Source organism: Streptomyces calidiresistens, assembly GCF_014141525.1.
Lineage (GTDB): Bacteria > Actinomycetota > Actinomycetes > Streptomycetales > Streptomycetaceae > Streptomyces > Streptomyces calidiresistens.
Genome location: NZ_VKHS01001175.1, coordinates 1 through 1188 on the forward strand (window position 1 = coordinate 1; position 1188 = coordinate 1188).

Annotated in this window: 2 protein-coding genes; one reads left to right on the plus strand and one right to left on the minus strand. The window is 77.2% G+C overall.

The genetic code is table 11. The features are described 5' to 3' along the window. Nucleotides 1–16 precede the first annotated feature (16 nt). Nucleotides 17–514: a Cys-tRNA(Pro) deacylase gene (gene ybaK / locus FOE67_RS26215; protein WP_182667308.1), complete on the plus strand. Its 498-nt coding sequence runs from the start codon at nt 17–19 to the stop codon at nt 512–514. Nucleotides 515–546: 32 nt separating this feature from the next. On the opposite strand, the gene FOE67_RS26220 is transcribed toward ybaK, so the two are convergent. Beyond that, nucleotides 547–1188, minus strand: a 642-nt coding sequence (locus FOE67_RS26220; protein ID WP_228474315.1) for a hypothetical protein, incomplete at its 5' end; no start/stop codon positions are given.

Here is a 1188-nt window from a genome sequence, read left to right on the forward strand (position 1 = left end):
GAGGAGCGGGGAGCCGATGGGGCGCAGGAAGCAGGCGGGGGGCGGCGGCACACCCGCGACCGTGGCGGCGACCCGGGCGGGGGTGCGGTTCACCCTGCACGCCTACGAGCACGACCCGGCCTCGCCCTCCTACGGGGAGGAGGCGGCGAGGGCGATGGGCACCGACCCGGCCCGGGTGTTCAAGACGCTGGTGGCCGAGGTGGACGGGGCGCTGACGGTGGCGGTGGTACCGGTCTCCGGGACCCTGGACCTCAAGGCGTTGGCGGCTGCCGTGGGCGGCAAGCGGGCGGTGATGGCCGATCCGGCGGCGGCTGAACGGGCGACGGGGTACGTGCGCGGCGGGATCTCCCCGCTGGGACAGCGGCGACGCCTGCCGACGGTGGTGGACGTCTCGGCCGGGGAGCACGCGACGGTCTGCGTGTCGGCGGGGCGGCGGGGCCTGGAGATCGAGCTGGCGCCGGCGGACCTGGTGCGGCTGACGGACGCGGTGACCGCGCCCGTGGGGCGGGACTGATCCCGGGGCCGGTGTCCGCGGCGGCCCCGGGGTCAGTTCCAGCGCGGGAAGGGCGGGGGCGGGATCTCGTTCTCCCGCGGGCTCCACAGGGCCGTGCCCACGAAGTGCGCCAGCAGTGCCCCGAAGGGCAGGCCGATCAGGGAGCCGAGGGTCCCCAGTTCCAGGGGCGCGTCGAAGGGGGTGCCCTCCCCCATCTCCGCCGCGCGGGCCGCGAGGTCCCGGTCGGGGCCCAGGAGGATGCCCAGGCGCCAGGCGATCACGGCGCCGATCGCCGCCCCGAGTGCCAGGCCGAGGACCGCCCCGACCCCGCCGCGTCGTCGGAGGAGGAAGACCAGCAGGCCCAGGACCACGCCGACGGCCAGGCCGAGGAGCAGGAAGCTGCCGTCCCCGGCGACGGCCTCCTCGCTCTCGGGGTTCACCAGGTAGACGCCGTCGCCGTTGGAGACCACCCGTACCCGGGGGGAGAACAGGCCCCAGAGCACGCCGAGGACGACACCGCCGAGCAGGGCCGTGATCAGCAGGGCGATGAGCGCGTCCGCCACCTCCCGACGGGTGTCCCGCGGGGAGCGGCGCCGGGTGGGCCCGCCGAGGGGGAAGCCGAAGGGTGACGGGCCCCGATGCGTGCCGCCGGCCCCCGGGAGGGGGGCGCGGGACGCCCCGGCGGACGAGTGCCC